The organism is Psychrobacter sp. (assembly GCF_030454045.1).
Lineage (GTDB): Bacteria > Pseudomonadota > Gammaproteobacteria > Pseudomonadales > Moraxellaceae > Psychrobacter.
Map to the genome: position 1 here is coordinate 1 of NZ_JAKDJE010000016.1, position 25,293 is coordinate 25,293.

General features: G+C 46.6%; 24 protein-coding genes. 13 read left to right on the top strand and 11 right to left on the bottom strand.

Going from position 1 to position 25,293, the window contains the following annotated elements; genetic code table 11:
- Positions 1-278 precede the first annotated feature (278 nt).
- The 4 genes from L0G63_RS04730 to L0G63_RS04745 all read right to left on the bottom strand — a co-directional run bounded on the left by L0G63_RS04730 (position 279) and on the right by L0G63_RS04745 (position 3,767).
- On the bottom strand, positions 279-1,022 hold the full coding sequence (locus tag L0G63_RS04730; protein WP_301449596.1) for an amino acid ABC transporter ATP-binding protein: 744 nt from the start codon (positions 1,020-1,022) through the stop codon (positions 279-281).
- 76 nt (positions 1,023-1,098) lie between these two features.
- A complete protein-coding gene (locus L0G63_RS04735; RefSeq protein WP_301449597.1) occupies positions 1,099-1,836 on the bottom strand; it encodes an amino acid ABC transporter permease in 738 nt (245 codons plus the stop codon).
- Complete coding sequence (locus L0G63_RS04740; RefSeq protein ID WP_075106829.1) at positions 1,836-2,672, bottom strand: amino acid ABC transporter substrate-binding protein; 837 nt, start codon at positions 2,670-2,672, stop codon at positions 1,836-1,838. Before L0G63_RS04740 ends, L0G63_RS04735 begins: the two co-directional genes overlap by 1 nt.
- Positions 2,673-3,014: 342 nt before the next feature.
- Positions 3,015-3,767 (bottom strand): UTRA domain-containing protein, encoded by a 753-nt coding sequence (locus L0G63_RS04745; protein WP_301449598.1) that lies wholly within the window; start codon positions 3,765-3,767, stop codon positions 3,015-3,017.
- Positions 3,768-4,059: 292 nt separating this feature from the next.
- On the opposite strand from L0G63_RS04745, the gene hutU reads away from it, so the two are divergent.
- The 5 genes from hutU to hutI all read left to right on the top strand — a co-directional run bounded on the left by hutU (position 4,060) and on the right by hutI (position 11,346).
- On the top strand, positions 4,060-5,772 hold the full coding sequence (hutU, locus tag L0G63_RS04750) for a urocanate hydratase (protein WP_301449599.1): 1,713 nt from the start codon (positions 4,060-4,062) through the stop codon (positions 5,770-5,772).
- A 71-nt stretch (positions 5,773-5,843) separates the two neighbouring features.
- A complete protein-coding gene (locus L0G63_RS04755; protein ID WP_301449600.1) occupies positions 5,844-7,208 on the top strand; it encodes a YjiH family protein in 1,365 nt (454 codons plus the stop codon).
- Positions 7,209-7,336: 128 nt separating this feature from the next.
- Positions 7,337-8,899, top strand: coding sequence for a histidine ammonia-lyase (gene hutH, locus L0G63_RS04760; RefSeq protein ID WP_301449601.1), 1,563 nt, complete (start codon positions 7,337-7,339; stop codon positions 8,897-8,899).
- Between the two features lie 42 nt (positions 8,900-8,941).
- On the top strand, positions 8,942-9,973 hold the full coding sequence (gene hutG / locus L0G63_RS04765) for a formimidoylglutamase (RefSeq protein WP_301449633.1): 1,032 nt from the start codon (positions 8,942-8,944) through the stop codon (positions 9,971-9,973).
- 77 nt (positions 9,974-10,050) lie between these two features.
- Positions 10,051-11,346, top strand: coding sequence for an imidazolonepropionase (hutI, locus tag L0G63_RS04770; protein WP_301449634.1), 1,296 nt, complete (start codon positions 10,051-10,053; stop codon positions 11,344-11,346).
- 131 nt (positions 11,347-11,477) lie between these two features.
- Here the strand turns inward: hutI and L0G63_RS04775 are convergent, their stop codons facing one another.
- A complete protein-coding gene (locus L0G63_RS04775; RefSeq protein WP_301449602.1) occupies positions 11,478-12,230 on the bottom strand; it encodes an IS5 family transposase in 753 nt (250 codons plus the stop codon).
- 214 nt (positions 12,231-12,444) lie between these two features.
- Here L0G63_RS04775 and L0G63_RS04780 point away from each other — a divergent pair, with 214 nt between their 5' ends.
- From L0G63_RS04780 to L0G63_RS04805, 6 genes are all read left to right on the top strand, one after another.
- Entirely contained in the window at positions 12,445-12,807 is a 363-nt protein-coding gene (locus tag L0G63_RS04780) for a roadblock/LC7 domain-containing protein (RefSeq protein WP_071002172.1), read from the top strand.
- An 82-nt stretch (positions 12,808-12,889) separates the two neighbouring features.
- Positions 12,890-13,384 (top strand): PAS domain-containing protein, encoded by a 495-nt coding sequence (locus L0G63_RS04785; RefSeq protein WP_301449603.1) that lies wholly within the window; start codon positions 12,890-12,892, stop codon positions 13,382-13,384.
- Positions 13,385-13,387: 3 nt separating this feature from the next.
- On the top strand, positions 13,388-14,137 hold the full coding sequence (locus tag L0G63_RS04790) for a PhnD/SsuA/transferrin family substrate-binding protein (protein WP_301449604.1): 750 nt from the start codon (positions 13,388-13,390) through the stop codon (positions 14,135-14,137).
- Positions 14,138-14,236: 99 nt separating this feature from the next.
- Entirely contained in the window at positions 14,237-14,866 is a 630-nt protein-coding gene (locus tag L0G63_RS04795; protein ID WP_301449605.1) for a hypothetical protein, read from the top strand.
- A 67-nt stretch (positions 14,867-14,933) separates the two neighbouring features.
- Positions 14,934-15,548, top strand: coding sequence for a hypothetical protein (locus tag L0G63_RS04800; protein WP_301449606.1), 615 nt, complete (start codon positions 14,934-14,936; stop codon positions 15,546-15,548).
- A 376-nt stretch (positions 15,549-15,924) separates the two neighbouring features.
- Entirely contained in the window at positions 15,925-16,602 is a 678-nt protein-coding gene (locus L0G63_RS04805) for a methyltransferase (protein ID WP_301449607.1), read from the top strand.
- 5 nt (positions 16,603-16,607) lie between these two features.
- On the opposite strand, the gene L0G63_RS04810 is transcribed toward L0G63_RS04805, so the two are convergent.
- The 6 genes from L0G63_RS04810 to L0G63_RS04835 form a co-directional block, all read right to left on the bottom strand.
- Positions 16,608-17,210, bottom strand: a complete 603-nt coding sequence (locus L0G63_RS04810) for a GNAT family N-acetyltransferase (protein WP_301449608.1) — start codon at positions 17,208-17,210, stop codon at positions 16,608-16,610.
- Positions 17,211-17,226: 16 nt separating this feature from the next.
- The gene (locus L0G63_RS04815; RefSeq protein WP_301449609.1) at positions 17,227-17,901 is read right to left on the bottom strand and encodes a nucleotidyltransferase family protein; all 675 of its coding nucleotides are present in this window, start codon (positions 17,899-17,901) and stop codon (positions 17,227-17,229) included.
- A 32-nt stretch (positions 17,902-17,933) separates the two neighbouring features.
- A complete protein-coding gene (locus L0G63_RS04820) occupies positions 17,934-19,208 on the bottom strand; it encodes an XdhC family protein (protein WP_301449610.1) in 1,275 nt (424 codons plus the stop codon).
- Positions 19,209-19,332: 124 nt separating this feature from the next.
- Positions 19,333-21,756 carry a xanthine dehydrogenase family protein molybdopterin-binding subunit gene (locus L0G63_RS04825; RefSeq protein WP_301449611.1) on the bottom strand — a complete coding sequence of 808 codons (2,424 nt, stop codon included), beginning with the start codon at positions 21,754-21,756 and terminating at the stop codon, positions 19,333-19,335.
- Between the two features lie 2 nt (positions 21,757-21,758).
- Positions 21,759-22,751 carry a xanthine dehydrogenase family protein subunit M gene (locus L0G63_RS04830; protein ID WP_301449612.1) on the bottom strand — a complete coding sequence of 331 codons (993 nt, stop codon included), beginning with the start codon at positions 22,749-22,751 and terminating at the stop codon, positions 21,759-21,761.
- Positions 22,748-23,404 carry a 2Fe-2S iron-sulfur cluster-binding protein gene (locus L0G63_RS04835; RefSeq protein ID WP_301449613.1) on the bottom strand — a complete coding sequence of 219 codons (657 nt, stop codon included), beginning with the start codon at positions 23,402-23,404 and terminating at the stop codon, positions 22,748-22,750. Before L0G63_RS04835 ends, L0G63_RS04830 begins: the two co-directional genes overlap by 4 nt.
- A 390-nt stretch (positions 23,405-23,794) precedes the next feature.
- Here L0G63_RS04835 and L0G63_RS04840 point away from each other — a divergent pair, with 390 nt between their 5' ends.
- Both L0G63_RS04840 and L0G63_RS04845 read left to right on the top strand, forming a co-directional pair.
- The gene (locus tag L0G63_RS04840; RefSeq protein WP_301449614.1) at positions 23,795-24,448 is read left to right on the top strand and encodes a DsbA family protein; all 654 of its coding nucleotides are present in this window, start codon (positions 23,795-23,797) and stop codon (positions 24,446-24,448) included.
- A 28-nt stretch (positions 24,449-24,476) separates the two neighbouring features.
- Positions 24,477-25,172 (top strand): haloacid dehalogenase type II, encoded by a 696-nt coding sequence (locus L0G63_RS04845; protein WP_301449615.1) that lies wholly within the window; start codon positions 24,477-24,479, stop codon positions 25,170-25,172.
- The last annotated feature ends 121 nt before the right edge of the window (positions 25,173-25,293 follow it).

The window sequence follows — 25,293 nt, forward strand, 5'->3', positions numbered from 1 at the left end:
TAAGGTGTTGCTTATTTTTTTCAATGTTTTCTCAATTCTATACAGCCCCTACTATTTTGTTAAGGTGGCTATGATGCTTAGAATAGTCAAGTATGAGTATATGTATTCTTAACCTTACCGACTTGGCTTTTAAAAAAGGTATTTTTCTCGCTTGCTGTATCTCCGCTGACAGAGGCTATATAAAATTTATCCCAAACCGTCAAACTAAAATTATAAACACAAAAAAAGCCCTCAATGGGCTTCTTTCTAACTAAACATATTGCAACGATATAAATCGCTTACTGCTCGATACGCTGCAAAAATGCCTGCGTACGCGGATGCGTTGAGTCTTCAAACAGCTGCTTAGCGCTGCCCTCTTCGACGACGACGCCGTCTTCGATCAAGACTACGTGGTCTGCCACATCACGGGCAAAGTTGATTTCGTGAGTGACCACCACCATCGTCCAACCTTCTGACGCCAACTGCTTCATCGTCTCAAGGACATCTTGTACCAGCTCTGGATCAAGCGCAGACGTTGGCTCATCAAATAATAGCAAATCAGGCTCAATCGCCAGCGCACGGGCGATGCCAATACGCTGCTGCTGACCACCCGATAGCTGGAACGGGTACAGCTCAGCTTTGTCCGCCAGTCCGACTTTTTCAAGCAATACCAGCGCGTCTTTACGCATCTCAGCCTTGTTTTTACCTTGTACCACTGTCGGGCCGAGCATGAGATTTTCGATCGCAGTCTTGTGCGGAAACAAATTATAAGACTGAAATACCATGCCTGATTTGCGCTGTAGTGCTAATAGCGTTTTTTTATTCGGCTTGGTCGCAAAATCAACTTTTAGGCTGTCATCATCAAATGCAATGACACCTTTGTCAGGAATCTCCAGCGCATTGAGACAGCGCAAAAACGTGGTTTTACCCGATCCTGAAGGTCCTAATATGACGACCACCTTACCTTTATTGATGGTCAAGTCGATGCCTTTTAGCACCTGATTGCCACCAAAGGCTTTATGAATATTAGTGACTTTGATCATAAAAATTCCTATTGTACTGGTCTATATGTACGATGGTCTGTTGCTAAGCGCTCTTGTCAAGCAGCTCGGCTATGACTTACTTTGCCACGTAACGGTCTAATCTGGTTTCAAGCTTGCCTTGGATAAAGGTCAAGAATAGACAGATACCCCAATAAATAAACGCCGCTTCGGTATACACTAGCATGAATTCATAGTTACGGGCCGTAATGATCTGCGCTTGTTTAAACAGTTCAGTGACCAATACCAATGAAGCAAGCGAGGTATCTTTTACCAAGCTGATAAAGGTGTTAGACAATGGCGGCACTGACACGCGCAGTGCTTGCGGCAAAATCACATGACGAAATGTCTGTAGATAAGTCAAACCAACCGTTGAACCCGCTTCCCACTGCCCTTTCGGAATCGACAAAATCGAGGCACGCACGGTCTCAGATGCATACGCACCGATATTGAGCGAGAATGCAATGATCGCTGAAGGAAACGGATCGAGCTTGACGCCCACACTTGGTAAACCGTAGAAAATAATAAACAGCTGCACCAGCATCGGTGTCCCGCGAATCGCGGATACATAGATACGAGCCAAGCGATAAATAATCTCATGGAACCAACCAGTACGCGGTACGATTCGAATCAAAGCAACGGTCAAGGCAATGGCCATACCGATAGAAAACGATATCAGCGCCAGCGGTATCGAATAATAGATACCGCCTTTGAGCATTGGCCAAAACGACGAGATGACGATCTGCGCCCGATCAGGGCTCATAAATGGCAATAATGCCAATAGTTCTGCGAGCACAGACGTGATAGAAGCCAACATTACTTCTGCTGACTTACATCAGCACCAAAGAACTCTTCGCTAAGCTTGGTGAGTGTACCATCAGCGGCGAGTGCAGCCATTGCTTCATCCAATTTTGCTACCACTTCATCGTTGCCTTTGATAAGCACGAGACCTGAGCCTGTTTGTTCACTTGGTGGGGCTGTCAGTTTGATCTCAAGATCAGAATCTGGGAATTTTTTGAGATAATCGAGTACGGCTAGATTGTCATTCATTGTAAAGTCAGCGCGGTCTTGCTTGACCAATTGGATCGCTTGCGCCATACCATCAACAGGGACAATCTCTGCGCCGTATTTTTCTGCCAGCTCGCCGTAGTTACTGCTGAGTGATTGAGCCGTACGTAAACCCTTTAGGTTATCCCAAGAGCTATAACGGTTGTCATCAGTCGGTGCCAATGCAACCGCGCCTGACCAGCTATAAGCCATGGATTTATCATATTTGGCCTGACGCTCAGGCGTCGTTAAGCTGACTTGGTTCGCCACCATATCGAAGCGTTTTGAGTCCAAGCCTGCCAGCATCGCATCCCACTGAGTCTCTTTAAACTCAACGTCTACGCCTAGCTTGTCAGCGACCGCACGCGTCACTTCGACGTCATAGCCTGTCAGCTTGCCACTCTCATCATGATAGGTAAATGGAGGATATGTACCCTCTGTACCGACGTTAATGGTGCCGCCGTTATTGATACGTTGCAGCAAATCAGAACCGCCTGTTGACGCAGTGTCAGTGGCAGTAGTATCAGCTTCATTAGTATTAGACTGACCACAAGCAGCAAGTAACACAGTACTAGCAGCAAGGGCTAAAAGAGTACGACGTTTCATAAGACGTCCTTATAAAAGTAGATGAATGAGATAAAAGGGTTTACATGAAAACAGTTAGCGCTAATAAATAGGGAAAAACCGATACAAGAGGGCAATATAATAATCGCCCTGCAATATTCGGCTTTGGCTGCTCGATTTGAGGATGCTCAGCATATTTTTCAATGCGGCTTCCCTATTATTTTTGAACTTTTATAGCGTATGATTATTCAATAGGCAGCCGATCAGACGTTCATAGTTGCTACTGGATCAATCGCCGCTCATAAATATAATATCTTACTTTAGATAAAAAAGCGTACAAACTCCGTGAGCGTGCGTCAGGTAATGACCGCCATTAGCGCAAAACTACAACTCACCTGAGAATTGATAGCGATCTCCTGCATGCCACATCTTCACAAAAGTGACGACCTGACCGGCTGAATAAGTCTGGCGACGCAATACAAGCGTTGGTGACTGCGCTGCAATCTGCAACGCATCTGCCACCTCGTTTGGTGCTGCAAGCGCACGTATGGTGTAGCTGCCACTCTCTAGCGGTATTTTGGCAACCAGATAATCACTGGTATTGACCACGGTAAAATCCTGATCAATAAAATGTGGCACTTTTTTGGCATCAACCCAGCGCTCTTCGAATTGTATAGGCTGACCATCTGCAACGTGAATGATTTTCACCTCGTATAAAACGGGCGTATCACTGCGGTTATCTAGCGTTGTATCGGGCGTATTGGTCGTCTCTTCAATACCAAACTTGCGGCGCAACTCATCATCGAGAAGCGAGGCTGTGACCGCGCGCTTACTCACCACTTTTGCTTCATAATCGCGATTGGCAGATTTGAGATCCTCTGCGATATTGCGCACTTCTACAAAGGTATGATTGAACTGCTGCTGCGCGACAAAGGTTCCTGAGCCTTGACGCCGCTCCAATACACGCTCCTCGCTTAGCTCTTTGAGCGCGCGATTCACCGTCATCCGTGAGACGCCAAACTCTGTCGCCAGTGCCATTTCTGTAGAGATCGCATTGCCTGCTTGCCATTTGCCAGAGTGAATATTGTCTAATATCGCATTTTTAATCCGCTGATACGCCGGAATCGTTTTTGTCATATTCGTTTTAAACCGTCAGTTCCGCTAATAAGGGTAGCGCCATAATATCACGACAATCATGCAAACTCTTATTCATATCACTCTATCAGTTATGCTCTTTTTTTCATTAATTCTGATTTTTTTAAAAAACCCTTGCATGAAAAAAGTATCTTTGATAATTTGTATATACAACTTATAGCAAGTCTAAAAATCTTGATCTAGCTACTCTATATTTCGATGCGTTTATAGACTGACTGTAAAACACCTACTCTGATTATTTTATCGCCCTATTAGTTACCACAAGGATATGACCATGACTACTGAAAACGGAACCAACAATAAACTTACCCGCCGTGATGAGTCTCGCGATATCGCCGCGCCTATAGGCAGCACGTTGCATTGCAAAAGCTGGCTGACCGAAGCACCGTATCGCATGCTGCAAAACAACCTACATCCTGATGTAGCAGAAAACCCAAAGAGTCTGGTCGTCTATGGTGGTATCGGCCGCGCCGCCCGTAATTGGGAAAGCTATGATCAAATCTTAGAGTCATTAAAAGAATTAGAAGATGATGAGACGTTGCTAGTACAGTCTGGCAAGCCTGTTGGTGTCTTTCAAACCCATGAAAACGCACCGCGCGTATTGATTGCCAACTCAAACCTTGTACCGCGCTGGGCGACATGGGAGCACTTCAATGAGCTGGATCGTAAAGACTTGTTTATGTACGGGCAGATGACGGCGGGTAGCTGGATTTATATCGGTACGCAAGGCATCGTGCAAGGCACATATGAGACCTTTGTCGAAGCAGGTCGTCAGCATTATGATGGCAGCTGGGCAGGTCGCTGGATTTTGACCGCGGGTCTTGGCGGTATGGGCGGCGCGCAGCCACTAGCCGCGACTTTTGCAGGCGCAACCTCATTGAACATCGAATGCCAGCAATCAAGCATCGATTTCCGTTTGCGCACGGGTTATGTCGATAAGCAAGCGCGCGATCTCGACCATGCTTATGAGTTGATTAAACAACATACCGACGCGGGCGAAGCGGTTTCAATCGCGCTACTTGGTAACGCTGCAGATATCTTGCCTGAAATCGTTAAGCGCGCTCGTGAAGGAGACATCAAACCTGATTTGGTGACCGATCAAACCTCAGCGCATGACCTGATCAATGGTTATCTGCCAAGCGGCTGGACGGTCGAAGAATGGAAGGCCGCTCAAGAAGATCCAGAGCAGCATGCAGCATTGACCAAAGCCGCTGCTGAGTCTTGTGCGGTACACGTCCAAGCGATTTTAGATCTACAAGCGATGGATATTCCAGCGACTGACTACGGTAACAATATCCGCCAGGTGGCGTTTGATGAAGGCGTCAAAGATGCCTTTAATTTCCCCGGTTTTGTCCCTGCTTATATTCGTCCGCTGTTTTGCCAAGGCAAAGGCCCATTCCGCTGGGTGGCGCTCTCAGGTGATCCAGAAGACATTTATAAGACTGATCAAAAAATCAAAGAGCTGTTCCCAGAAAACACCCACGTCCACCGCTGGCTCGATATGGCAAAAGAGCGTATTCAATTCCAAGGTTTGCCTGCACGTATCTGCTGGTTAGGTCTGGGCGAGCGTGACAAAGCAGGTTTGGCATTTAATGAAATGGTCAAAAACGGTGAGCTAAAAGGCCCAATCGTGATTGGGCGCGACCACTTGGATACAGGCTCTGTTGCCAGCCCCAACCGCGAGACCGAAAGCATGAAAGACGGCTCAGATGCGGTATCTGATTGGGCACTATTGAACGGCATGCTCAATGTCGCAGGCGGCGCGACGTGGGTATCACTACATCATGGCGGCGGTGTCGGCATGGGCTACTCGCAGCATTCAGGCATGGTCATCGTGGCGGACGGTACAGATGCCGCAGCCAAACGCTTGTCACGCGTGCTCGTCAATGACTGCGGTTCAGGCGTTATGCGTCATGCCGATGCAGGTTATGAGTTGGCGATTAAGACAGCGAAAGATTATGGTTTAAATCTGCCAATGATCAAATAATTTGCCCTCTGTCCTTATGAGCTTGTAGCTAGGCATAAGGACATAATCGCCTATTTATCAAGGAGGATAATATGATTGAGCAAAATACGACATCTGATCTGCACGATAACCATGCAACGACATCGTCAAAAAAACTGCTCTCGACGCCTGTGGCACTGATACAGCTCATTGTCTTTAGCGCTATCGGTCTGGTGATGTTCTTTGTGCCGTTTACCATTGGTGAAAAAAGCACGATATTGTTCGATCATGGCGCGACCTACTTGGTGACGCAGCAGCATACTTTATCTGTCACGCTATTGTTTTTACTCATGCTCTACGGCGTGAGTAAACCATTTATCGATGGCTCGTGGCGTAAGAATATCACTCATATGATTATGACTGGTTTTAAAGTCATTGGTCTGATATTGGCGGTAATGTATGTTTCTGGCGCGGCACCTTCCTTTATAATGGAAGCCGATATGCTGCCGTTTTTATTTGAAAAACTGGCACTACCCGTCGGAATGATTGTACCCATTGGTGCGCTGATTTTAGCCTTTTTGGTGGGCTTTGGGCTGCTCGAGATGGTTGGCGTGCTGATGCAACCCATCATGAAACCCATTTGGAAAACGCCGGGATCATCGGCGATTGATGCCGTTGCTTCCTTTGTCGGTAGCTACTCTATCGGTCTGCTCATTACCAATCGTGTGTATTTGCAAAAACAGTATTCAGCGCGTGAAGCCGTCATTATCGCCACTGGCTTTTCGACGGTATCGGCCGCATTTATGGTAATTGTTGCCAAAACACTTGGGATTATGGAATTTTGGAACCTCTTTTTTTGGTCAACACTAATCATCACCTTTTTGGTCACTGCGATTACTGCTCGGATTCCGCCCATTAGTCTGTTTGATGATAAGGTGGAGCGTCCAACCCTCGATCACGCAAGAGGTAAACGACTAGCAGCAGCATTTGATTTGGGTTTGTCCACCTCACGCCGAGCCACTGATCTCAAACAAATTTTGTGGTCTAATTTTCGTGATGGCCTGACGATGGCAGCGGCTATTGTGCCCTCTATCATTGCGGTCGGTTTGACTGGATTGCTATTAGCAAAATATACACCCGTGTTCGATGCCTTAGGGTTACTGCTTTATCCGTTCACATGGCTTGGCGGCCTACCAGACCCTCTCGTCGCTGCCAAAGGAATGTCAGCAGGATTGGCTGAAATGTTCTTGCCAGCACTACTACTGAGTGACGCAGATGTACTGACGCGCTATGTCGCAGGGGTCATCTCCATTAGTAGCGTGCTGTTTTTCTCCGCCATGATTCCTTGTGTCCTTGCAACCGAGATTCCAATCTCTGTTGGTAAAATGGTCATCATTTGGTTTGAGCGCGTGGTGCTCAGTATTTTGCTCGCGGCGGGCTTTGGTCAATTGGCCATCTACCTTAACTGGATTGGTTGATAGCAGTGACATCAAATGAGACGTATTAAATATTAAAGTACCTAAAAACACCTAGATAGCTCAACCTTATAACGATTTGCCTTAAAAATAATACCATTAACACCGCTTACAACCCTAGGATTACCCTTATGAGCAACATCAAACAACTAACCCTACACCCACGCCAGCTTAGCTTTAAGATGCTACGCGACATCTACGATCAGCCCGTGGTATTGAGCTTGCCTGAGAGTGCTTACGCGGATATTGACGCCTCGCATAACAATGTCAAAACCATTATTGAGCGTGATAAGAGCGCCTACGGCATTAATACCGGCTTTGGTCTGCTTGCCAAAACCCGCATCAGTGATGACCAGCTTGAGCTGCTACAGCGTAACCTAATCATTTCTCACTCGGTAGGTACGGGTGACGCGCTACCAGAGGGCGTGGTGCGCCTGATTATGGTAATGAAAGTTGCTAGCCTAGCACAAGGTGTGTCTGGCGTACGTCGCGAGGTGGTAGATAGTTTACTTGGTTTAATCAACAATCAAATCACCCCAAATATCCCAGCCAAAGGCTCAGTTGGTGCCTCTGGTGACTTAGCGCCATTATCACATATGACACTTGCGATGATGGGCGAAGGTGATGTGTTTGTCGCTGGTAAAAAAGTGCCAGCTGCTGATGCCCTAGCAAAGCATGGACTTGAGCCTATTACTCTTGCAGCCAAAGAAGGCCTTGCGCTTATCAACGGTACGCAAGTCTCAACTGCGCTAGCATTACGTGGTTATTTCTTAGCGCGTGATTTACTTGAGACTGCTACTATCGTCGGCTCACTGTCAATTGATGCCGCCAAAGGCTCAGATTCACCATTTGATGCGCGTATTCACGAAGTACGTGGTCATCATGGTCAAATAGAGATCGCCAAAGCACACCGTCAATTGATCAAAGGCAGTGCTATCCGTGCATCGCACGATGGCGAACAAGATGATAGAGTACAAGATCCTTACTGCTTACGTTGCCAGCCACAAGTCATGGGTGCTTGTCTTGATATCATCAACCAAGCAGGGAAAACGCTGCTCATCGAATCGAATGCAGTAACAGACAACCCACTAATCTTCAATAACGAAGATGGTCCGGTCGCTATTTCAGGTGGTAACTTCCACGCTGAGCCAGTCGCTTTTGCCGCGGATATTTTAGCATTGGCTATCGCTGAGATTGGCTCGATGTCTGAGCGCCGTGTCGCTTTGCTGATCGATGCAACTTTGTCAGGTGGTCTGCCACCATTCCTAGTCGATAACGCTGGGGTAAACTCAGGCTTTATGATTGCTCATGTGACCGCAGCGGCTCTGGCTTCAGAAAACAAATCTATCGCCCATCCTGGTAGCGTCGATAGCATCCCGACTTCCGCCAACCAAGAAGATCACGTATCCATGGCTACCTATTGCGCACGCCGCCTATATGAGATGGCGCAAAACACTGCGACTATCATAGGTATTGAGCTATTGGCCGCTGGTCAAGGTATTGATTTTCATCGCGGATTAGATACTTCAGAGCCGTTGACTGTGGCACATCAAAAACTACGTGAGAAAGTGACGTTCTATGATAAAGATCGCTACCTCGCCCCTGATATCGAAGCGGCCAAGCAGTTAGTATTAGACGGTACACTTGCTGAGCATTGGCAAGAACTACGTCAAAACTGGTACGAGTCTAAGTAACGGTTAATTGGTAAAAGGAGAGCAATGATGGCAGTCACAAACATGACCACACCCATTAGCCATACACCTGCTGATATGACTCAGTGGACAGGACGCGCAGAGCCATTTGAGACTGCACGCGCCCGTTATTGGTATCAGCTTGCTCAGCCTTATGAGGCTCAACATATTGGGCTAATTGGCTTTGCCTGTGATCAAGGCGTCAGACGCAATCAAGGCCGCGTGGGTGCTAGAGCTGCACCGTCATTGATTCGTCGAGCTTTTGCTACGCTGCCAGTCATCGCTGATTTGCAACAACGCTTTGATAGTCAATTATCAACCTTATTGGGTGATGCTGGCGACATTCATTGTGATGATAATGATGGCTTTGCCGACAGTATTCTTGAGCAAGCTCAGATCAAATATGCCGATGCAGTGAGCACTATCGTCAAGCAAGGTGGATTACCCATCGGGCTTGGCGGTGGTCATGCCATTGCTTATGGTAGCTTTTTGGGATTATGGCAGGCCTTAGAAAAGGCAAACGATACAACTATCAGCACAAACACAGCGCCTACTATCGGGATTATTAATTTCGATGCCCATCTTGATATTCGTCAGTCTGATGTAGCAACCTCTGGTACACCGTTTCGCCAGATTGCCGAGCATCTTGACGCACACGATCAGCCCTTTCATTATTGCTGTATTGGCGTCAGTCGCTTTTCTAATACCGCCGCGCTCTTTGATCGCGCTGAGCAACTGGGTGTACAGATTATTAGTGATGAAGACTGTCATTATCAGCCTTGGGACACCATTGCCGAGCAGGTCAAAAGCTTCATAGATCAGGTTGATATTATTTATCTCACTATTGATATGGACTGTCTCCCCTCTAGTGTCGTTCCGGGTGTCAGTGCGCCTGCTGCTTTTGGTATTGAGCTTGGTTTTGTTGAGCGTATGGTCAAGCTGATTATGTCATCAAGCAAAGTAAAAATGGCAGATATTGCTGAGATCAACCCGACCTTTGATGTGGATAGTCGTAGCTGCAAAGTCGCTGCTCGATTGCTGGCAACGATTGTAGAACAGCACTTATTTGTCACTTAGATCTTACAAACAAAGGCCACGGGCTTCCCAATAATTAGGAGCACATTATGAATAATACTATAAACTCTACAGGGCAAATGCCTGATGAAGTAATCATGACCTCATTTGACCACCTTATTATCAATGCCAATATTGCGACGTTTTCAGCGCACTATGGTTTTAATAATAATAAGAATGAAGACGCTCGTAGTATCCCATATGGTCAGTTAGAGAACGCGGCTATCGGTATTAAAGACGGCAAGATTGCATGGATTGGGGCACAAGAGCAAATCACGACGCATCTGCCACATTATCAAGACAATCAGGTTACAGACGCCGATGGCAAATGGCTAACGCCTGGGCTCATCGATTGTCATACGCACATTGTCTACGGTGGCAACCGCAGCAATGAATTCGAAGCGCGGTTGCAAGGGGCCAGTTACCAAGACATCGCAGCACAAGGCGGCGGTATTGTCGCAACCGTGAGTGCCACCCGCGCCGCCAGTATTGAGACGCTATTTACCCAAAGTGAAAAGCGCCTACTTGCGCTGATGAAAGAAGGCGTCACCAGCATCGAAATCAAATCAGGTTATGGTCTCGACTTAGACACTGAGCGCAAAATGCTTACCGTCGCGCGCCAGCTTGGCGAAAAATACGACATCCACGTCAGCACCACGTATCTTGCAGCGCACGCCTTACCGCCTGAATATAAGTCTCACTTGCAGGACCGTGCGGACGACTATATCGAGCAAGTCTGTGAGTGGCTGCCCATTCTGCATGCAGAAGGTTTGGTTGATGCGGTGGATGGTTTTTGTGAAAACATCGCGTTTAGTAGCGATCAGATTAGACGCGTTTTTGAGGTTGCACGCTCCTTAGACCTGCCGGTCAAACTACACGCTGAGCAGTTATCTGACATCGGCGGTAGCGCCTTAGTTGCCGAATACAAAGGGTTATCTAGTGACCATTTAGAACACTTATCAGAAACTGACATAGAGAAAATGGCTGCTAGCAACACGGTTGCGGCGATATTGCCCGGAGCGTTTTATACCTTACGTGACACCAAGCTGCCACCGATTGAGGCACTGCGCAAGCATCAAGTTCCTATGGCGATTTCAACCGATTGTAACCCTGGTACCTCACCGTTAACGTCGCTGTTGTTGGCAATGAATATGGGCTGTACGCTGTTTTACCTCACGCCTGAAGAAGTATTGGCAGGATCAACCGTTTATGCAGCCAAGGCTTTGGGTCTATCTAATAAAGGCAAAATAGAAGTGGGCTATGATGCTGATCTGGTACTGTGGGATATCGCCCGCCCTGCTGATTTGGCCTATCAGATGGGACTGAACCCTATTGCAGGCACTATGTTTCAAGGTCAATGGCATGATAAAGCTTAACGAATACGCCTTGATTTATCGTCACTAAAAAAGCCCCTATCATTGAATGATGGGGGCTTTTTGGTCGTTACGTCACAAGTTTTATGAAATAACAGAAAAAATTTATCATAACCTTAGGGCGTGTTGAACATTCATAATTTCAGCCAGATATAAGCACAAGCAAGAGCGACCGTATTCTCATAACTCTGCTTGAGCTTATCAAATCTGGTGGCAACTGCCCTATACTGTTTTAGCTTAGCAAAAGCATTTTCTACTAAGTGGCGTACCTTGTACAAGTTCCAGTCCATATGGTCGTTAGAGGACTTTGTATTTCGTTTCCGAGGGATGTTATCACACGTCCCTGCTTGTTCAATATGGGCTCGTAGCGCATCAGAATCATAGCCTTTATCGGCACATAAAACCTCTGTATCGCTCAAATCAACCTTGTCTATTAAGTCAGGAGCGACTTTAACATCGTGGGTTGTACCATCTGACAAGATAAAAGTGAGTGGATTGCCATGAGCATCAACTGCCAAATGAATCTTGGTCGCGCGTCCTGCAATACTTTTACTAATAGCCTGCGCATTCTCATTGCCACCACTGCTGTGCTGATGCGCTTTAATATGAGTGCCATCGATAAAGACCCATTCAAGGTCTGCGTCCTTGATCAGTAACGTAAAAAGCGCAATCAGCTTATTACTGCGAGACCAGCGCTGGTAAGCTTTATAGATGGTATTGGGCTTGCCAAAGTACGGTGGTAAGTCACGCCAAGGGCAACCAACGCGCATCCGATACAACACACCTTCAACCGTATTTCTAAGATTTCCTTTGTCATAGATATTCAACTCTAGTAAGATAGGTCTTAGTCTTGTCCAGTGTTCATCTTTGAGCATTGTGCGAGGCATAGCGAACGATATCTTTTTTGTGTGAGAACTTAAAGATTAACCGTTCGCTATTTTTTTTGCCATCAATTTGTCGCCAATGTTCAACACGCCCTATTTTAAATAGGGTTTTGCTATATCAATATTTGTGGCAAGGAATTATAATACCTTACTTAAGACAAGGACATTTTTGACTGGTTCATAAATAAAAATCCACCAACAGTACAGAGAAAGCGATATGCGTACAGATTCATTTCAACAGATATTGGAAGACTTAAACAGCTCATCAGCAGATGTTGAAGCATCTGCCCTAATCTCTAACGATGGTCTGATGATTGCTTCAGCTCTACCAACCGGCGTTGATGAAGATCGCGTGGGTGCGATGTCAGCAGCACTGCTATCATTGGGCGACCGTGCAGGCCGCGAATTGGCACGCGGTAGTATCGATCGCATCATGATTCAAGGCGAGATGGGCTACGTAATCATGACGTCATCAGGCGATGAAGCGGTACTCACTATCATGGCAAAACCCAATGCCAAGCTTGGTTTGATATTCTTGGACATCAAGCGCGCCTCAGAAGCCCTAGCAAAACTCATTTGATTGGTGGCTTTGGCTTTTTGACGAGTGCCCTATGTACTCGATTTACTCATTATAAATACAACGACCAACGAAGGAGATGACCATGGGTTCTCCAATCCCTGATGCACACAAGCCTGACCTGCCTGCTGAGCAAATCACCCTGACCTATCATGATGGCACCTCTCGGACTGTCTATGATACAGGTGTAGAGCGTCCCTACCCAGATGGTAAGCTCATTGTCTCGCGTACCGATTTAGACGGCATTATCACTCACGTCAACGACGCCTTTGTCGAGATTAGTGGTTACACCAAAGACGAGCTGCTTGGCCAGCCGCAGTCTATCCTGCGCCATCCTGATATGCCAAAAGCGGCTTATCAAGACTTGTGGGACACAGCAAAAGCTGGAAAAAAGTGGCATGGCTATGTCAAAAACCTATGTAAAGACGGCAGTCACTACTGGGTTTATGCCACTGTGGTGCCAAACGTACGCCGCGGTGAAACCGTGGGCTATACCTCAGTACGCCGCAAGCCATCACGTAGCAAAATCGAAGCCATGCAGGCGCAGTACGCTGATATGAAACAAAATGAGGAAGGCTAAATCATGACGACACACAATATGTTAATCGCCCCTGATTTTTCGCCTGAGCGTTTTGCAGGTTGGCATATGTTTAACACCTTGATTCAAAAGCGTGCCAACTTAAACATGCACCTAAATACGCCAGCCTCACATGCTGAGCAAGAGACCTTGATTGAGGCAGGTGATATTCAAATTATCTACGCCAACCCTTTTGATGCCGCTGCTCTCATCCGTGAGCAAGGCTACCGTGCGGTTGCACGTCCTATCGGCAAATCTGACGAAATGGTCATCGCCGCTGGTGCCAACAGCGACATCAATGTCTTAGAAGATATCAAAGCTGGTGCCACCATCGCGATGGCAAACAACCGAGATGTCAAGCTGATCGGTTTGCGCCTGCTTGAGGCTGTCGATATAGAAGAGTCTGATCTGAGCTGGGATGTCACTGAGACCTATCAAGCAGCTGCGCGTAAAGTCATCAAAGGCGATGCGCAGGCAGCGTTCTTTTTGGCAGAGGTATTTCACGGTTTTTCTCGTCTGACCAAAGATCAGCTATCGGTACTGATCGAAAGTGATTTGGCTGATATCAGTCATGTGCTTCTCATCAAAGACGACTTTCCAGATGCGCAAATTTTTATAGAATCCATTCTGGATTTGCATAGCGATGATGATGGAAAAGAAGCCTTAACTGAGCTTGGTATGCCTGAAGGGTTTGAGGCAATGAGTGAAGAGGATGCTGAATTTATGATTGATTTGATGCAGACATTGCTGGATTGATGGCTCATTGACACTCATATTATCAGAGGTTGTTTTGCTGAATGAGCTCATAGCCTGAGGCGCTGGTTGTCGTCACGGCTATGACACAAGGAGACCATTATGTCTGATTCAGACCTGATCAAAGAAAACGAGAAAGTGGCGCACCGAGTCTTTCGGTTTTATTCACGCAAAGTGTTTTTGGCACCCAACAACCGTCATTTTCATGAGCAGCGCATCAACGCCGCTTTATTACTTACCGAAAAAGAACCCCTACAGGGCGCGGTAGCAGATTTTTTCTATGGGTGCTGGTTTGACATTCCATACGATGTCAATAATTTGTTTACGCGTATCAAAGACCGTTTGACCCCTGAGGCCAAGCAAGGGTTTCGCGAGTGTATTGACAAAAAAAGATACATTCAGCGTAACAGTATGCTGGCCACTCGCTGGAGTGTCCTTATATCGCCTTCGCTCAATGAGCAAAAGCAACGCTTGCGTATCAGTAGTGATGACGCCAGAGAGATCGCAAGAGACATCACAAGCGAGTTGATGCAAGCACGTGCTAGCCAAGACTGGGGCACCATTGAGCAAATTGAAAATGAGTTTTTTGCCTATTGTACTGTCCGTAATGATCGTCTGGCGTTTTCCTTAGTATGGTTTAGCTTAGGCAAAAGTGATTGGCAATTTGATCAACGCTGGGATAACTGCCAACAGCATTTGGATCAGACCATCAAGCCTACCACGACATCATAAACTGTCATGCGTTTATAACTTAACTTCTATCACTTTTTACCACTTTTTCATCGCTAAGGTAGCCGCTATGTCTTCTTATTTGAATGCCGATAAGACCTATCTAACCTTAACGCCTGCTGGTATTTTTGAGGCGTTTTCACAGAATGAGCCGACTGATGAGCAATTGGCGCTACAAGACTTGTTGTCTTATGGACAGACACTACTCGCCGCTGATTGGTTACAGCGCTACTCTGATACTTGGCTACAAAGCTTTATCGAGCAAGGCTGGATCGAAAAACTGTCTTTGCTATTGCCAGCGCCCAATCTACCATTGGATCAGTTTTTGCCTTACGTAGTCGCGAGCTTATCTGGCAAACGCCGTGCCGCAATTGGCTCTGATGAAGGGTTTTGTCTGGCTCGCATTGGCTACAGTCAAGAAGAAGCGGACATGCTCAGTGTTGCCGCCGCTGACTTTTCAGGGTTTATGCTGCGCCAAAAGCAGCGCGGCTGGGCAGTAGAAAGCCAAGCGATCTCGTTTTTTCAGCAAGTTGACTTGCTCATTCCTGAAACCAGCTTTGTGTTTTTATGGATTGATAGTGCAGGTTATGTGCTCATCATCGATGGCGAACCCTTAACCAACAGTCGCGCCTTTGTAGAGCTGGTCTGGGCACTTAAGACCTCTGGACTCAAATTTCTAAATTGATTCAGCAGCACACGCCAGCTTTAATCCTCTCTTGTATGGGCTTGTCAAAATAAACGACAAGCCTATCATGCCAGCATAAAAGCCATTCAACATCTCTCATACGCTTCTTTTACCGTCCGCTTTCACCAGCCCTTTTATCCAGCAATAACAATACCTTCAGAATTAACAATAACTTGTCATCATTTAGGTCATACTCTCCTCACACTTGTAAGACGCTTTTCTTGGCGCTGCCTAGTCTTTTCTAAAACAATAACTTCTACAAACGCTCATTTTCTACTATTTCTAAGATTTAGATACCCTATTCCAACGTTCTACCTCATCGACAGTGGCAACCTTTGCCAACCTTTGCACTTTTGCTTATTTTTTAGGACAGTTTATGACTTCGCTGACCACTGTGCGCGTGCGCTATCAAACGATTGAAATTGGCAACACCGACATTCACCTCTGCACCCTGCGTGACAATCAACAATTTAGTGACCCCGATGATGAGGCATTAAACTTGGGTATTTGCTCCGCTTCTTGGCCGATGTTTGGGGTAATCTGGCTGTCAAGCTTGGTATTAGCCAATCATATGTTGGAATATGATATTAAGGACAAACGGATATTGGAGGTGGGCTGCGGCATGGCGCTATCGAGTCTGTTGCTCAATCATAGACAAGCAGACATTACAGCGACGGATTATCATCCGACCGTTGAGTATTTCCTTGATAGAAATACCACGCTAAATAATAACAAAGAGATTAATTTTGAGCGTTTGGATTGGGCAGAGAACAATAGCCACCTTGGTAAATTTGATATTATTATCGGTAGCGACCTGCTCTACGAAGACCAACATATTGGAATATTGGCCGAGTTTATCGAACGTCATGCGCTGCCAACTTGTGAGGTCATCGTCGTTGACCCTGGACGCGGGCGTAAAAACAAGCTAACCAATAAGATGATTGAGTTTGGCTTTAGCAGTCAGCACGTCAAACCTGAAAACACCGCTTATCTAGCGTTACCTTTTAAAGGGCATATTTTGACGTTTTCAAGATCGGCCGTATCTGATCAATAAAGCCATTATACGCTCAGCGCTTGCCACTCTTGACGCGTAATCTTGTACAGCACATGCTCAGCCAGTCGATGATCAGCATCGAGCATCGGATGAGGGAAGTTGTCCTGCGTATCAGTCATACCAATACGCTGCATAATCAGTTGCGAGCGCTGATTGATGACCGCCGTAAATGATACCACGTCCTCCAGTGCCAGTTCGGTAAACGCAAAATCCAGCGCTGCACGCGCCGCCTCGGTGGCATAGCCTAGCTCCCAATAATCCTTGTACAAACGCCAAGCGATCTCGACAGCAGGAGCAAAGGGCATTTCGTCATGAACGTTATTTAACCCAACCATACCGATAAAGTCATCGCTTTTATCTGCGCCATCTTTACGAGCCACCGCCCAAAATCCCCAGCCATGTTCTTCAATTAATTTTTGACACTTATTGGCAATGGTATTACTCAATGCAGGGGTTAATAGTTTAATGGTATTACTCAATGCAGGGGTTAATAGTTTAGGGAAATATGCCATCACTTCAGGATCAGCATTCACCTCGGCAAACCGCGCAAGATCACTTGCTTGCCACTGTCTTAGGTACAGACGTTTGGTTTCTATCATGCTTGTCATGTCAGTCGCTTACTATTCATATTCGTTCAGAGTGCTGATCAAGCCAGCCTTTTTTTTGAGCAAACGCTAGCTGTGCTGGCGTATCGATATCATAACTGAGCTGCTTATTGATCACTGTATGTATTTGGCCTGGCGGTAATGCTCTGATTAAATGACGCAAGCCTTTATCACCTGTCAATTCAGTTTGCCATTGTCTGAGTAAACCTGTATCAATCACTAGCGGTAAGCCGATGATATTTTTTGGCTCTGTAGTGCTTAATTCATCTGAATACGTCCAGCTATGATAACTACTGGCTACCACAGACCGATCACCAACCAGCAATGCGGTTAAATGCGACTGATCTAATAGAACCTGATCAACCCCCATGATAAGTACGCGCTCGATTGACGAATTTCCAAGACTCGCTATGCTCTCAATACCCAAACGCAAACTGTCCGCCATACCAGTTTCAGGTTTTGGGTTTACTACCGCTTGAACCGCTGGATATTGCACAGCCAACTCTGTAACTACACTAGCAATTGCAGGATGCTTATCAGGAATCACAATGATGACGGCTTGCGGATTGGTGCTCATTGCCGATCGGATCATGTGCACAATTAATAGCTCGCCATTCTTAACGAGCAGCTGCTTAGGTTGGCCAAGGCGCTGACTGAGGCCACTTGCCAACATGATGACCGCATGATTTTGCACCTATCTGTCCTTGTCTTCTAAGACGATACTACTCATACGGTACTCGGCACAATATCAGCATCCGTATTACCAACGCTTGCTTCTGAATTCGAGACCCTACTGTGAGAGCCTTCTACTGATGCAGTTTGATCGTGCATGACTGCATTTATCTGTGCCATGATACCCAGTGCGAGTGCCTCTGGACCATCTCCTCCTAGCTTATAGCCAATCGGATAATGCAGTTTTTGAACGCCAGTATCCAAGATAGCAGGATGATCCATGTTAGCGCTTATCTCATTGATTAAGCGTTCGGTACGATAGCGCGGCCCTAACTGTCCTAAGTATCTATAGTTTTGCGCATGTGCTAGCAATATCGCCAAGCGAGCGCGGTCTTGGGTCAGACTATGTGACATAAGAGCGACCGCTGCGTTATTACTCAGCTTTAGCAGGGTATCACTATCCTCTAAAGATAGCGCCATCACTGCATCTGCTTGAGGAAAACGCATACGGGTCGCATATTGTGCGCGGCTATCTATGACTGTGACATGCCAATCTTGTAGCTTGGCCATGGTCACCAATGGCATCACATCGTTTCCTGCCCCGCAAACGAGCAGGCGCACTTGAGGTTGTAAGCGTTGTACAAGCCACTCGGTGGTTGCCTCATCCGTTTTTATGGTCACGTATTCAGTATTGCTCTCAGACAGCTTGTACTCTGCTAACTTTTCTACAATATCGGCAATTATATTCGAAGGGTTTATTATCTCTTGTTTTGGTGAATTTTCCGAATTGTGATATTCGTCTAGATTGATACGCAGGCCAACTTGCAGCTCGGTATTCTGACAACCGTTGTTGCGAATCAAAGTAGCGACCATAACTGGCTGCTGCATGCGCCGAACCTGACGAATTAATTCTAAAAATGGTGCAGCTGTTGCCAGACGCTCAAACAGCACATGTACACGTCCATTACAACCAAGCCCAAAATTCAACTCATCAAAGTCCAGGCCATCCAAGTCGTCTGTATCGCCAGCTTCTTTGTTGATCGCTACCTGCGCTTGACCATTTTCGGCATATTCAATGTCATCACCCGTCTGATAAACCTGCACATTGGCACCGTCACGCGTGAGCCAAAAGGCACGTTTGATGATGTGAGGCTCCAAGCAGCCACCGCTGATCATTCCGACCGAACGACCATCTTCACAGATGAGCATCATGGCACCAGCACGGCGATACGCTGAGCCTTCTGTATGAACGACAGTGGCCAATACAGCATCAACACCTTGCTGCTGAGCCTCGCTTGCCAGCTTCAGAATGTCAGCGACTTGATTCATAATGCCTCTTATTTAATAATTGTTTTTTGTTAGTGAATTTTTTGCTAGTAATAAAATATACTACCGACTCAGTTACAAAAACCCGCTCAGTAAGCGGGTTCTTGTCATACATAAGCTGATAAAACTACTCTGGCATCTCATAAAGCAGCTTGTCGAGGGTAATCGGGAAGTCATAAACACGCACACCGACCGCATTATAGATAGCATTGGCAATCGCGGCAGCAGCACCTGCAATAGCCGTCTCACCGATACCTTTGATGTGCATTGGATTGGTATAAGGATCATCTTCTTCTACCAATATGACATCTAACTGCGGTACGTCCGCATTAACTGGCACATGATACTCGGCAAGGTCATGGTTACAGAGACGACCGTCACGTTTGTCATGAATCACTTCTTCCATCAACGCTGAACCAATACCGAACACCATACCGCCATAGCATTGCGACGTTGCAGTTTTGTGGTTCAGAATACGACCAGCGGCAAATGCACCTGTCATACGTTTCACCCGAACCTCACCAGTGACTTTGTGAACAGCCACTTCAGCGAAGTTCGCACCAAAAGAGGCTTGGCGATGGCTCTTACCGTTCTTACCCGGTTTTATCTGGCCTTTGGCAGTGATTTTTTGCTCATCATAGTCAGCGACCACATCCGCAAGCGCATAAGACTCTGTATTATCAAAATCATACTCTTGTGATGCTGATTGTCCTGATAGCGTAAGCCCTGTGGTTTGCGATAGCTTATCAATAGTGCTGTCAGCAAATGATTGGCCGCTCTTTTTGGCAGCTTCCATTGCCGTTAAAGCATGCTCGCCTGTTTTCTTGATTTGACCATTGTCTAACTGAATGTTGTCAGGATACAGACCAACTTTTTCTGCTAGCATTTCACGCAGCTGCTCACAAGCAAGATAGACACCACTACCCGCACTCGCAGCACCCCAACTGCCACCTGAGCCTGATCCTGGTGGCAATGCACTGTCACCTAGTTTCATCTCAACATGGTCGATAGGCAGTCCTAACAGGTCTGCCGCTACCTGAGAAAACACCGTATAAGACCCTGTACCGATGTCTGTCATGTCTGTCTCGATAACTGCTTTGATACCAAGTGCTTTTGACTCATCTACCTGTAGGGTTGCACGTGCTTCAGATGGCTGTAGTTGGTTACCACGGGCAGCCGCCGCCATGCCTGTACCTATCCACCAGTCACCTTCTAATTGACTGGCAGGCTTAGCGTTTCGCTCACTCCAACCAAAATGCTCAGCACCTTGTTCCATACAGGCAATCAATTGGCGCGTTGAGAAAGGAATATCTTGACTCGGATCTTGCTCTGGCTCATTACGACGGCGTAGTTCAACCGGATCAATCTCCAACTGTGTGGCAAGCTCATCCATGGCACATTCAAGCGCGATCATACCTACCCCTTCGCCAGGCGCACGCATAGAACCTGACAACACTTGGTTCATGTCTACCATCTCATAATTCACACGGCGGTTTTTGCCGCTATATAGATGGTGCGTAGATAGAGCAGTTGGCTCAAAGAAAGCCTCACCTGGCAAATTACTAGAGATCGTATCGTGAATCAATGTATCGATCACGCCGTCATTGTTCGCGCCGATTGCGATACGCTGACGCGTGTTTGAGCGTCTGACCGTTGCTTCCATCACTTGTGAACGCGTCATAGTGATTAGCACAGGACGACCCAGATCTTTCGCAGCAATCGCCGCTGCAATAGATTCAGGAGCAATACCGAGCTTACTACCGAACCCACCACCCACATAGTGTGCGATCAGTTGTACTTGATCTTTATTTAGGTCCAGAGCATCCATGACTTGCTGTTTGCAAGAAGCGAGCATCTGATTGGAAGTATACAGAACGAGCTTATCGCCTTCCCAATGAGCCAACGTTGCATGGGGCTCCATCGGTGAGTTGCTCTGACTTGGGGTATGATAAAAGCGATTAACGGTCACTGCCGCATCAGCTAAGCCTTGGTCTGGATCGCCTTGGACATTATTTTTATCAGAGCCTTTTTTTTCATCTACCGCATGGGCGTTAGAGAGCTCTTGGGTAAAGTTCAGTGCCGCTTGGTCAGTCTCATCCTTATAAGTCACTTTCAGCGCTTTAGCGCCTTCTCTTGCCGCCTCAAAAGTCTCAGCAACCACGACAGCGATAGGCTGACCATGATAAAAAATCTCGCTAACCCCTTGCTTGGGTGCTTTAGTTTTTGTCCCTTGTTGAGAGTTACGCAAAAAGTGCTCAGGATCGGTCACAACTTTAATAATATTAGGAATGCCTTTTAGAGAGTCACTATCGATACTCTCAACTTGACCTTTAGCAATGGTCGCGCCTACCAATACACCATAGGCTTGATTGTCCAAGTGTATTTCGGCACTGTATTTCGCTTGACCGCTAACCTTTAGGGAACCATCAACACGGTTGATTGGCTTACCAACTAGCTTGCTTGCCGTTGTGCTAAATAGCGTTTCAACAGGCTCATCCATGGTCAGTTTTTTGGTTGGTTCTGACTGGGTGATTGATTCTAATAGTGCCATGATTATGCTCCCTCGCCCGCTAGTGCGCGCTGAATAACTTGTTTTAGTAGGCGACGCGTCAACGGTATTTTAAAGTCGTTCTGACCATTACCTTTGGCATCATGCAATAATAGATCAGCGGCCTGCGTGATAACGTCGCTATTGCCATCGGTATCCATTAATAGTGCCTCAACCTCTTCATTACGCCATGGCTTGGTACCGATGCCGCCGAACGCCAATCGTACTGTCTTTAGGTTGCCATTGTCGTCAGCATCGATGACTGCGGCACAAGATACCAGTGCAAAGGCGTAAGAAGCGCGATCACGCACTTTGTCATAGGTATGCATGCCCTTAATAGGGGCAGGTAATACAACATGAGTAATCAGCTCGCCTGCTTCTAGCACATTTTCGATATGCGGCGTGTCTTTTGGCAAACAATAAAAATCTTTCACATCGATAGCGCGAGTCGAGCCATCTGCTTTAACTGTCTCTATCGTGGCATCCAGTAAGCGCATTGCCACTGCCATATCGGATGGGTGCTGAGCAATACATGAATCACTGGTACCTAAAACAGCTAGGGTACGGTTCTCCCCGTTGATAGCAGGACATCCTGTGCCCGGTTCACGTTTATTACAAGCGCTGTCTGTTTGATAAAAATAATAGCAACGAGTACGCTGCAAAAAGTTGCCGCCCGTTGTCGCTCTGTTACGTAGCTGACCAGTCGCTCCTGCCAAGATGGCTCGGGACAATACCGGATAGTTTGCAATCACCTCAGGATGCGCGGCCAAATCGCTATTAGTCACCAGTGTTCCAATACGTAAACCACCATCGGCAGTCGTTTCTACTTTCTCTAATTCTAAACGAGTGATATCGACCAGTTTGATTGGGGTTTCGATCTCTAGTTTCATGAGATCTAATAAGTTAGTACCACCTGCGATAAAAGAAGCGTCTTTGCTGCTAGCAGAGGTTGCGGCTTGCTTAGGTGCATCAGCGCGGCTATATTCAAAACGTTTCATGAGTGGTCTCCTGCCTTGCCTGTTATTGTTTTGTTATTCGCTGAGGCTTTATGGAACTGAGCCTCGCTTGACGGCGGTGACCAAATACCTGTTACGCTTGAGTTTTGCGCAGCGTTGTCAACTGTTTTAGAAGTAGACGCTGATGCTTCATTCTCAAGCACTTGTGAGATGGCTTTGATGATATTGGGATAAGCGGAGCAGCGACAGACATTACCACTCATGCGCTCAGCGATTTCTTGTACCAGAAGGCTATCAGGATGTTGTAAGTCTGTGCTCACATGGCTTGGCCAATTTTGTTTTACTTCTTCTATTAAGGCAGTCGCTGAACAAATTTGACCTGGGGTGCAATATCCGCACTGAAAAGCGTCGTTGTCTTTAAACGCTTGTTGCAGCGCCGATAGTGAGTCCGGCATACCGATGCCTTCGATGGTCGTAATCTCATCACCATCATGCATGATAGCAAGTGTGAGACAAGAGTTGACTCGGCGACCATTGATGAGCATGGTACAAGCACCGCATTGGCCGTGGTCGCAGCCTTTTTTGGGTCCAGTAATTTGTAAGTGTTGACGACAGACGTCGAGCAGTGTCGTACGGGCGTCAAGATTCTCGAGCTGATAATCCTGCTTATTGATTGTTAACGTCAAGGTAGACATGCTGGCTTCTCGCTGGCAGATGAATATAATGGGTGAAAAAAGCGCCTTATAGCTACGGCGGCAATAAATCCATTATGGCGTACCAAAAAACTTGCTTTGTTTTTATTTTGTAGTGGTTAGAGTGTAGTTTCTAATCCACTCGCATGTTGGATATGAGCGGCGGCAATGACTGAAGAGTTATTGATAATCATTTACCTATCTAAACCTCAATACTGCTCATTGGTTTATAATCACTAGATATCACTGACCAAACTCCTAAATATAGACCTTATTCTCTTAATATTGACTGAGTGATATTATCCAAAGCTGATTCAACCAAGTCGCTTTGGCTGATATGCCTAGCTATAAAATACCCTCATAAAAAATAAATAATAATGCCTGCGAGGACATATGAAATCATCACAAAAACCACTTCGAATAGACATCGTCTCAGATGTCGTCTGCCCTTGGTGCGTGATTGGCTATCGCCAATTGGCAGAAGCTCTAAAGCAAACCAACACAAAACACACCATTCATTGGCACCCATTTGAGCTGAATCCTCACATGCCAAGCGAGGGGCAAAACTTGCGTGAACACATCATCGAAAAGTACGGCTCGACTAAAGAAGAGTCAGATGCTAGCCGAATCAGAATGACAGAAGCGGGTCGTGAGGTTGGCTTTGAGTTCAACTTCAATGACGACACGCGCATGCACAATACTTTTAATCTGCATCAGCTGCTGCATTTCGCTGATCAGCAAGGATATATGCATGAGCTCAAGCAAGCGTTATTTGCAGCGCACTTTACCGACAACAGAGACATCTCTAATATCAATGTGCTTGCTGATATTGCCGCAGAAGTTGGACTTGAGCGTAGTGAAGCACTGGCTGTGTTAGAAGGACAGTTTTTTGCAAAAGAAGTGAGAGCAGAAGAGCAGCATTGGCAACAGCAAGGCATTCAAAGTGTGCCCGCGATTGTCTTTAATGAGCGCCATTTGGTCAGCGGCGCGCAAGGGGTTGAAAACTACGTCAGCATATTAGAGCAACTGGCAGATATGACCGACTAAATTACCCTATGTATAAAAAGGATGCGCTATGTCTTCTGAATCTTTTCCCTCGATCATTGTGTTTGATGTCAATGAAACACTACTCGATATCAACACACTCACTCCTTTTTTTACGCGGGTGTTTGGTAAGCAAACGGTGCTGCGTGAATGGTTCGCTCAGTTAGTGCTTTACTCTCAAACCATGACGCTGTCTGATTTGTATACGCCCTTTGGTGAGATTGGCGTGGGTGCATTACAGATGATTGCGGACATCGGGCAAGTGACGCTGACGGCATATGACATTAGCGAATTTAAAGAAAGAATGAGTGCATTGCCTGCTCACTTTGACGCAGCGCCAGCACTGACTCGTCTGCGTGAGGCAGGGTTTCGGTTGGTCACACTGACCAATTCAGCGAGTAGCCCATCGCCAACCCCATTAGAAAAGGCGGGACTCAGTCAGTATTTTGACCAGCATTTTAGTGTTGAGAGTGTCAATAAGTTCAAGCCTGCTCCTGAGACTTATCAAATGGTGGCTGATACGCTTGGTGTTGATACCTCAGAGTTGTGTCTGGTTGCTTGTCACCTTTGGGATACCATCGGCGCGCAAGCGGCAGGTTGCCACGGTGCGTTTTTGACTCGCCCTTATAATAAGCTACTTAGTGCGCCAAATGTACCCACACCAGATTTGATTGCAGACGATCTGTCCGTGCTGACGGATCAACTCATTGACAAAAACCGTGCTTAAATCATGCGCTAGCTGGGTGCTCATTGAGCCTATGTTGTTGCTATAATAACCACAACGCAAAAAAAAAGCTGCTTCAAAATTGAAGCAGCTTTTTTTATTGTAGCGTCATCAGGTTAAAACT

Excerpts from the sequence above, each read along its gene's own strand:
- L0G63_RS04730 (WP_301449596.1), bottom strand. The coding sequence starts at position 1,022 with ATGATCAAAGTCACTAATATTCATAAAGCCTTTGGTGGCAATCAGGTG.
- L0G63_RS04735 (WP_301449597.1), bottom strand. The coding sequence starts at position 1,836 with ATGTTGGCTTCTATCACGTCTGTGCTCGCAGAACTATTGGCATTATTG.
- L0G63_RS04740 (WP_075106829.1), bottom strand. The coding sequence starts at position 2,672 with ATGAAACGTCGTACTCTTTTAGCCCTTGCTGCTAGTACTGTGTTACTT.
- L0G63_RS04745 (WP_301449598.1), bottom strand. The coding sequence starts at position 3,767 with ATGACAAAAACGATTCCGGCGTATCAGCGGATTAAAAATGCGATATTA.
- hutU (WP_301449599.1), top strand. The coding sequence starts at position 4,060 with ATGACTACTGAAAACGGAACCAACAATAAACTTACCCGCCGTGATGAG.
- L0G63_RS04755 (WP_301449600.1), top strand. The coding sequence starts at position 5,844 with ATGATTGAGCAAAATACGACATCTGATCTGCACGATAACCATGCAACG.
- hutH (WP_301449601.1), top strand. The coding sequence starts at position 7,337 with ATGAGCAACATCAAACAACTAACCCTACACCCACGCCAGCTTAGCTTT.
- hutG (WP_301449633.1), top strand. The coding sequence starts at position 8,942 with ATGACCACACCCATTAGCCATACACCTGCTGATATGACTCAGTGGACA.
- hutI (WP_301449634.1), top strand. The coding sequence starts at position 10,051 with ATGCCTGATGAAGTAATCATGACCTCATTTGACCACCTTATTATCAAT.
- L0G63_RS04775 (WP_301449602.1), bottom strand. The coding sequence starts at position 12,230 with ATGCCTCGCACAATGCTCAAAGATGAACACTGGACAAGACTAAGACCT.
- L0G63_RS04780 (WP_071002172.1), top strand. The coding sequence starts at position 12,445 with ATGCGTACAGATTCATTTCAACAGATATTGGAAGACTTAAACAGCTCA.
- L0G63_RS04785 (WP_301449603.1), top strand. The coding sequence starts at position 12,890 with ATGGGTTCTCCAATCCCTGATGCACACAAGCCTGACCTGCCTGCTGAG.
- L0G63_RS04790 (WP_301449604.1), top strand. The coding sequence starts at position 13,388 with ATGACGACACACAATATGTTAATCGCCCCTGATTTTTCGCCTGAGCGT.
- L0G63_RS04795 (WP_301449605.1), top strand. The coding sequence starts at position 14,237 with ATGTCTGATTCAGACCTGATCAAAGAAAACGAGAAAGTGGCGCACCGA.
- L0G63_RS04800 (WP_301449606.1), top strand. The coding sequence starts at position 14,934 with ATGTCTTCTTATTTGAATGCCGATAAGACCTATCTAACCTTAACGCCT.
- L0G63_RS04805 (WP_301449607.1), top strand. The coding sequence starts at position 15,925 with ATGACTTCGCTGACCACTGTGCGCGTGCGCTATCAAACGATTGAAATT.
- L0G63_RS04810 (WP_301449608.1), bottom strand. The coding sequence starts at position 17,210 with ATGACAAGCATGATAGAAACCAAACGTCTGTACCTAAGACAGTGGCAA.
- L0G63_RS04820 (WP_301449610.1), bottom strand. The coding sequence starts at position 19,208 with ATGAATCAAGTCGCTGACATTCTGAAGCTGGCAAGCGAGGCTCAGCAG.
- L0G63_RS04825 (WP_301449611.1), bottom strand. The coding sequence starts at position 21,756 with ATGGCACTATTAGAATCAATCACCCAGTCAGAACCAACCAAAAAACTG.
- L0G63_RS04830 (WP_301449612.1), bottom strand. The coding sequence starts at position 22,751 with ATGAAACGTTTTGAATATAGCCGCGCTGATGCACCTAAGCAAGCCGCA.
- L0G63_RS04835 (WP_301449613.1), bottom strand. The coding sequence starts at position 23,404 with ATGTCTACCTTGACGTTAACAATCAATAAGCAGGATTATCAGCTCGAG.
- L0G63_RS04840 (WP_301449614.1), top strand. The coding sequence starts at position 23,795 with ATGAAATCATCACAAAAACCACTTCGAATAGACATCGTCTCAGATGTC.
- L0G63_RS04845 (WP_301449615.1), top strand. The coding sequence starts at position 24,477 with ATGTCTTCTGAATCTTTTCCCTCGATCATTGTGTTTGATGTCAATGAA.